The sequence below is a fragment of the Trujillonella humicola genome (assembly GCF_046233715.1).
Classification (GTDB): domain Bacteria; phylum Actinomycetota; class Actinomycetes; order Mycobacteriales; family Geodermatophilaceae; genus Trujillonella; species Trujillonella humicola.
Genome location: NZ_JBJNRJ010000061.1, coordinates 24,320 through 30,319 on the forward strand (window position 1 = coordinate 24,320; position 6,000 = coordinate 30,319).

The window sequence follows — 6,000 nt, forward strand, 5'->3', positions numbered from 1 at the left end:
GCGAGGGCACTCCTGCGGTGTTCCCCGCGCTCGTGCGGTGCAGCAGCACCGCGGGAGCACGAGCAACACCGCAGGAGCGACCGCCGTCAGGCCGGGGCGGCCGCGCCCGTGACGTCGGGGACGGCCGCGCCCGTGGTGAGCACGACGGTCGCCCGGCCGGCCTCGACCGCCTGCAACGTGCGGAGCTGGAGCAGCGCGGGCTGCTCGGCGACCATCCGGGCGGCGTTGGCCATCGCGCGGGTGGCCGCGACCTCTGCGCGCGCCCGCTCCAGCGCCGCCTGGCCCGAGGCGCGGGCCGTGGCGACCTCGGCCGCGGCGTGCCGCAGCTCGGCCGGGACCATCACGTCGCGCAGCCAGACCCGCTCGACCTCGACGCCGACGGCCTCGGGCTCGGCACCCACCCGCTCCCGCACGTCGCCGGCGAGGTCCGCCCGCGCGGCGAGCAGCTCGTCGAGGGTGCGGGCGGCGACCGCCTCGCGCAGCGCCACCTGGACGGCGGTGTAGACCAGCGCGTCGGCGTCCTCGACCGCCTCGTGCCACCGCCGCGCGTCCGCCGTCCGGCACACGGCGGTCAGGCTGACCCGGACCGCCAGGCCGTCGGCGGTGAGCACCTCCTGGCCGGGGACGGCGAGCAGCCGCGGGCGGACGGCGACGCGGACGAACCGCTGCCTCCGGCGCGACCGCCGGTGCCGGCCGGCACCCAGCGACTCGGCGAACCGCCCGTCGCGGTACACCAGCACCCGCTCCCACTCCTGCACGACGACCTTCACGTCCCCTGCCCTCCTCCCGTCGGTCCCGGTCGCGCCCGCACGCGGAACCGCCCGGCGCCCGGCCGGGCCCCCGGCGGGGAGCGCACGGGACGCTGCAGACCGCGAGGAGCCGGGATGGCCGGGCGCCGGACGGCGTCGGGAGTCGAACCCGTGCGTCCGGAGCGCAGTGCCCATACAAGGCGTCCGCGGCCGATGCGCAGGACCCGCGGCGGCGATGCCGCCCGGCTGCTGACCACGGACCGCGACAGCGTGCCAGGCCGACGCCTCCGGCGCCTCCGATTTCCCGGCCCGCTCAGCGGGACAGCGCCTGCCAGCGGCGGACGGCGAGCGGAGCGAACACGGCGGTGAGCAGGACCGGCCAGGCGACGGCGAGCACGGCCGCGTGCTCGGTGGCCCAGCCGCCGCCGGCGCCGACCGGGCCGCCGAACAGCTCCCGGACGGCGGTGACCGTGGCCGCGAGCGGGTTCCACTCGGCGACCGTCGCCAGCCAGCCGGGCATGGTCGACGTCGCCACGAACGCGTTGGACAGGAAGGCGAAGGGCCAGACCAGGATCTGCACCGCCACGACCGAGGCCGGGTCCCGCACCAGCAGCCCCAGGTACACGCCGATCCAGAGGAAGGCCAGCCGCAGCAGGAGCAGCAGCCCGAACGCGGCGACGGCGGGGGCGGCCGCGCCGGGCCGCCAGCCGACCGCGACGCCGGCCAGCGCGAGCACCGCCAGCCCGAGCGCCGACGCACCCAGGTCGGCCAGGCAGCGCCCGGCCACGACCGCCGACGGCGCCATCGGAATCGACCGGAACCGGTCGGTGATCCCGCGCCCGGCGTCGGTGGCGACGGCCGTCATCGTCGCCTCGAGGCCGAAGACGACGGCCAGCCCGAGGATCCCCGGCACGAGGAAGTCGCGGTACTCCCCGCCCCCGGGCACCGCCATCCCGCCGCCGAGCAGGTACAGGAACATCACGAGCACCAGCACCGGGAACAGCAGCGGAACCAGCAGCGCGCCCGGCTGCCGCCGCCAGTGCGCGACGTCCCGGCCGGCGACGGCGACCGCGTCGGTCACCGCCCACCGCAGGCGCTCCACCCGGCCCTCCGCGGCAGGGGGGACCGCGGCAGGGGGGACCGCGGCCGTCACGCCGGCACCTCCGCCCGCTCCTCGGTGCGCCCGGTGATGCGCAGGTAGGCCTCGTCGAGGGTGGCCGGCCGCAGCAGGACGTCGTCCACGGCGATACCGGCGTCCTCGAGCGCCCGCACCACGGCACCCACCACGCCGGGCCGCCGCGCCACGGGCACGGTCACCCGGCTGCCGGGGACCGGCGGCTGCGCGGGCGCCGGCCCGGCCGCGACCCGGGCGGCGAGGCCGGCTGCCTCGGCCGCCCGCGCCGGGTCGCCGACCACGAGCTCCAGCCGGTCACCGCCGACCGCGGCGGTCAGCTCGCGGGGCGTGCCGCGGGCGGCCACCCGGCCGCCGTCGAGCACGCAGACGTCGCCGGCGAGCTGCTCGGCCTCGTCGAGGTACTGGGTGGTCAGCAGGACGGTGGTCCCGCCGGCGACCAGGGTCCGCACCGCCTCCCAGACGTCCCGGCGGCCGGCCGGGTCCAGGCCGGTGGTCGGCTCGTCGAGGAACAGCACCTGCGGGGCGAGCACGAGCCCGGCAGCGATGTCGAGCCGCCGGCGCATGCCGCCGGAGAAGTCGCGCACCGGCTTCGCGCCGGTGCCGGGGAGACCGACCAGCTCGAGCAGCTCGTCGGCCCGGCGCCGGGCCGCGCGCCGGCCGAGGTGGTGCAGGCGGGCGAAGAGCGCGAGGTTCTGCCGGGCTCCGAGCACCTCGTCGACCGCGGGCTGCTGGCCGACCAGGCCGATCCGCCGGCGGACCTCGCGCGGCTGCGTCACCACGTCGGCGCCGGCCACCCGGACCCGGCGGGCGTCCGGACGGGTCAGGGTCGCGAGGACGCACCGTCGTCGTCTTCCCCGCACCGTTGGGTCCGAGCAGGGCGCAGACCGTGCCGCGCGCGACCGCCAGGTCGATCCCGTCGAGCACCGCCGTCCTGCCGTAGCTCTTGCGCAGGCCCACCACCTCGAGCACCGGGGACATCGCACCTCCGTACGCCGTACGCCAATCCGAGGCATGCGACCATACGCCGTACGGAGTTTCGTTCGCCAGGCCGTGCGGGAGGCTGGTCGCATGACGACGGGAGGCGGCGGCGGGGACATCGCCGCGACCATGGCCCTGCTCTGGCGGCAGCCGCCGAGCGGTCCGCGGCGCGGACCGCAACCGCGGCTGGACCTCGACGGGATCATCGCCGCCGCCGTGCGGCTCGCCGACGCCGACGGGCTGGCCGCGCTCTCCATGCGCCGGGTCGCCACCGAGCTGGGCGTGGGCGCGATGAGCCTGTACACCCACGTCCCCGGCAAGGGCGAGCTCGTCGCGCTCATGTACGACGCGGTCCTCGGCGAGCTGTACGCCACCCCGCCCGCCGGCACCTGGCGCGAGCGGCTGACCGCGGTGGCCCGCGAGAACTGGGACCTGTTCGTCCGCCACCCCTGGGCCGCGCACGTGGGCACCGGGCGGCCGATCCTGGGCCCCAACCTGATGCGCAAGTACGACCTGGAGCTCGCCGCCGTCGACGGGCTGGGCCTCGGCGAGGTCGAGATGGAACTGGTGGTCATGACGGTCGGCGGCTTCGTCCGCGGCACCGTGACCGGGCTGCACGAGAAGTCGGCCGCCGAGCGCGAGAGCGGCCTGACCGAGCTCGAGTGGTGGCGGGCGACCGAGCCGCACGTCGAGCGCGTGTTCGACGCCGCGCGCTACCCGACCGCGGCGCGGGTGGGACCGGTCGCCGGGCCGGAGCTGGGCGGCTACCCGGCCGAGCGGGCGTTCGAGTTCGGCCTCGAGCGGGTGCTCGACGGGATCGCCGCGCTGCTCGACCGCTGACCCCTCCACCTCCTCCTCCGCCGAAGTGGCCACTTCGGCGGACCACGGCGGCGTCCGATTCCCGCCGGTGGACGTCGCTCCCGGCTGGCAGGCTGGATCCCGTGACCGCCTCCCTGGACCACGAGCGGTGCTACCGCGCGGTGGCCGGCCGCGACGCCCGCTTCGACGGGTGGTTCTTCACCGCGGTCCGCACGACCGGCATCTACTGCCGCCCCTCCTGCCCCGCGCGGACCCCGCTGGCGGCCAACGTCTCCTTCTTCGCCACGGCCGCCGGGGCGCAGTCCGCCGGTTACCGGGCGTGCCGGCGCTGCCGCCCCGACGCGGTGCCCGGTTCCCCCGACTGGGACGCCCGCGCCGACGTCGTCGCCCGCGCGATGCGGCTGATCGCCGACGGCGAAGTGGAGCGCTCCGGCGTCCCCGGGCTGGCCGCGCGCCTGGGCTACTCCGAGCGGCAGCTGCACCGGCACCTGGTCGGCGAGCTCGGGGTCGGCGCGCTGGCGCTGGCCCGCGCGCAGCGGGCGCAGACCGCCCGCGTGCTGCTGGAGACCACGGCGCTGCCGGTCGCCGACGTGGCCTTCGCCGCGGGCTTCGCCAGCATCCGGCAGTTCAACGACACGGTCCGCGAGATCTTCGCGGCCACGCCGACCGAGCTGCGCCGCCGCCGTGCCGGGGCCGAGGCCGGCGCCCCGGGCGAGCTGACCGTGCGGCTGGCCGCCCGGCCGCCGTTCGCGGCCGGCGAGGTGCTGCTGTTCCTGGGCGCGCACGCGGTGCCGGGTCTCGAGGAGTGGGACGGGACGACGTTCTCCCGGGTGCTCGACCTCCCGCACGGCCCGGCCGTGGTGCACCTGTCCCCCGCCGGCGACTCCGCGGTGACCGCCCGGCTGCGGCTCGCGCGGCTGCGCGACCTCGGCGCCGCGGTGGCCCGCTGCCGCCGGCTGCTCGACCTCGACGCCGACCCGACGGCGGTCGACGACGTGCTCGGCGCCGACCCGGCCCTGGCGCCGCTGGTCGCCGCGGCTCCCGGCCGGCGGGTACCGGCCTCCCCCGACGCCGCCGAGCTCGCCGTCCGCGCGGTGCTCGGCCAGCAGGTGTCGGTCGCCGGCGCCCGCACCCTGACCGCGCGGCTGCTCCCCCACGGGACGCCGCTGCCCGAGCCGGTGGGCACGCTGACCCACGCCTTCCCCCGGCCCGAGGCGCTGGTCGGCGCCGACCTCTCCACGGTCGGCCTGACCGGGGCCCGGCGGCGCACGGTCGGCGCACTCGCCGCGGCGCTGGCCGCCGGCGACGTCGTCCTCGACCCGGGTGCCGACCGCGAGGAGGCGGCCCGCTCGCTGCTCGCCGTCCCCGGGATCGGCCCGTGGACGGCGGCGCTGGTCGGCCTGCGCGGCCTGGCCGACCCCGACGTCTGGCTGCCCGGCGACCTCGCCCTGCGCCGGTCGCTGGCCGCGCTCGGCAGTTCGGACGCCGACGCGGCCACCCGCTGGCGGCCCTGGCGCTCCTACGCCGTGCTGCACCTGTGGGCGCTCGCCGTGCCCTCGCTGTTCACCCGCCCCCTGCCCGTCACCCCCGACCGGAGCGCCTCGTGACCCCCACCCACCCCGCCGCCGTGACCCCCACCCACCCCGCCGCCGTGACCCCCACCCACCCCGCCGCCGTGGTCCCCACCCACCCCGCCGCCGTGACCCCCGCCCGCTACGCCACCGTCCCCACTCCCCCGGGTCCGTTCACCGTCGTCGTCACCGAGGACGCCGACGGCGCCGACGTCGTGCTGGCCGGCGGCTGGACCGACGACGTCGGCGACCTGCTGCCCGTGGTGCACCGCTCGCTGCGCCCGGAGGCCGTCGCGCTCTCCCCCGGTCTGCCCGTGCTGGAGGTCGTGGAGGCCTTCCACTCCGGCGAGGTCGGCGCGATCGACGACGTCGTCGTCCGGCAGCGGTCGGGGCCGTTCCTCACCGAGGCGTGGGCGGTGCTGCGCACGGTGCCCGCCGGGCGGCCCGACACCTACGCCGCCTTCGCCGCCCGCTGCGGCCGGCCGTCCGCGGTCCGGGCCGCCGCGAACGCCTGCGCCCGGAACGCCGCCGCGCTGTTCGTGCCGTGCCACCGGGTGCTCGGCTCCGACGGCGGCCTCGGCGGCTTCCGCTGGGGCACCGGCGTCAAGCGCTGGCTGCTCGACCACGAGGCCGAGCACGCCGCCGTCCCCGCCTGACAGTGAGGATGTGGGCGAGCCCCGCAGCGGTCGTTCCTGACCCTTCGCCTGACTGACCTCGGGTCTTCAACGGGATCTGTCGGTTCGGTCCG

General features: G+C 78.1%; 6 protein-coding genes. 3 read left to right on the plus strand and 3 right to left on the minus strand.

Annotated elements, in window-relative coordinates; genetic code table 11:
• Positions 1-86 precede the first annotated feature (86 nt).
• The 3 genes from ACK586_RS21865 to ACK586_RS21875 all read right to left on the minus strand — a co-directional run bounded on the left by ACK586_RS21865 (position 87) and on the right by ACK586_RS21875 (position 2,678).
• A complete protein-coding gene (locus tag ACK586_RS21865) occupies positions 87-770 on the minus strand; it encodes an SPFH domain-containing protein (RefSeq protein ID WP_409332622.1) in 684 nt (227 codons plus the stop codon).
• A gap of 292 nt (positions 771-1,062) precedes the next feature.
• The gene (locus tag ACK586_RS21870) at positions 1,063-1,902 is read right to left on the minus strand and encodes an ABC transporter permease (protein ID WP_409332623.1); all 840 of its coding nucleotides are present in this window, start codon (positions 1,900-1,902) and stop codon (positions 1,063-1,065) included.
• Positions 1,899-2,678 carry an ATP-binding cassette domain-containing protein gene (locus tag ACK586_RS21875; RefSeq protein WP_409332624.1) on the minus strand — a complete coding sequence of 260 codons (780 nt, stop codon included), beginning with the start codon at positions 2,676-2,678 and terminating at the stop codon, positions 1,899-1,901. The genes ACK586_RS21870 and ACK586_RS21875 overlap by 4 nt, the downstream gene beginning before the upstream one ends.
• A gap of 274 nt (positions 2,679-2,952) precedes the next feature.
• Here ACK586_RS21875 and ACK586_RS21880 point away from each other — a divergent pair, with 274 nt between their 5' ends.
• From ACK586_RS21880 to ACK586_RS21890, 3 genes are all read left to right on the plus strand, one after another.
• Entirely contained in the window at positions 2,953-3,702 is a 750-nt protein-coding gene (locus tag ACK586_RS21880) for a TetR/AcrR family transcriptional regulator (protein WP_409332625.1), read from the plus strand.
• A 101-nt stretch (positions 3,703-3,803) separates the two neighbouring features.
• The gene (locus ACK586_RS21885) at positions 3,804-5,288 is read left to right on the plus strand and encodes an AlkA N-terminal domain-containing protein (protein ID WP_409332626.1); all 1,485 of its coding nucleotides are present in this window, start codon (positions 3,804-3,806) and stop codon (positions 5,286-5,288) included.
• The gene (locus tag ACK586_RS21890; RefSeq protein ID WP_409332627.1) at positions 5,285-5,908 is read left to right on the plus strand and encodes a methylated-DNA--[protein]-cysteine S-methyltransferase; all 624 of its coding nucleotides are present in this window, start codon (positions 5,285-5,287) and stop codon (positions 5,906-5,908) included. The genes ACK586_RS21885 and ACK586_RS21890 overlap by 4 nt, the downstream gene beginning before the upstream one ends.
• Positions 5,909-6,000: the final 92 nt, after the last annotated feature.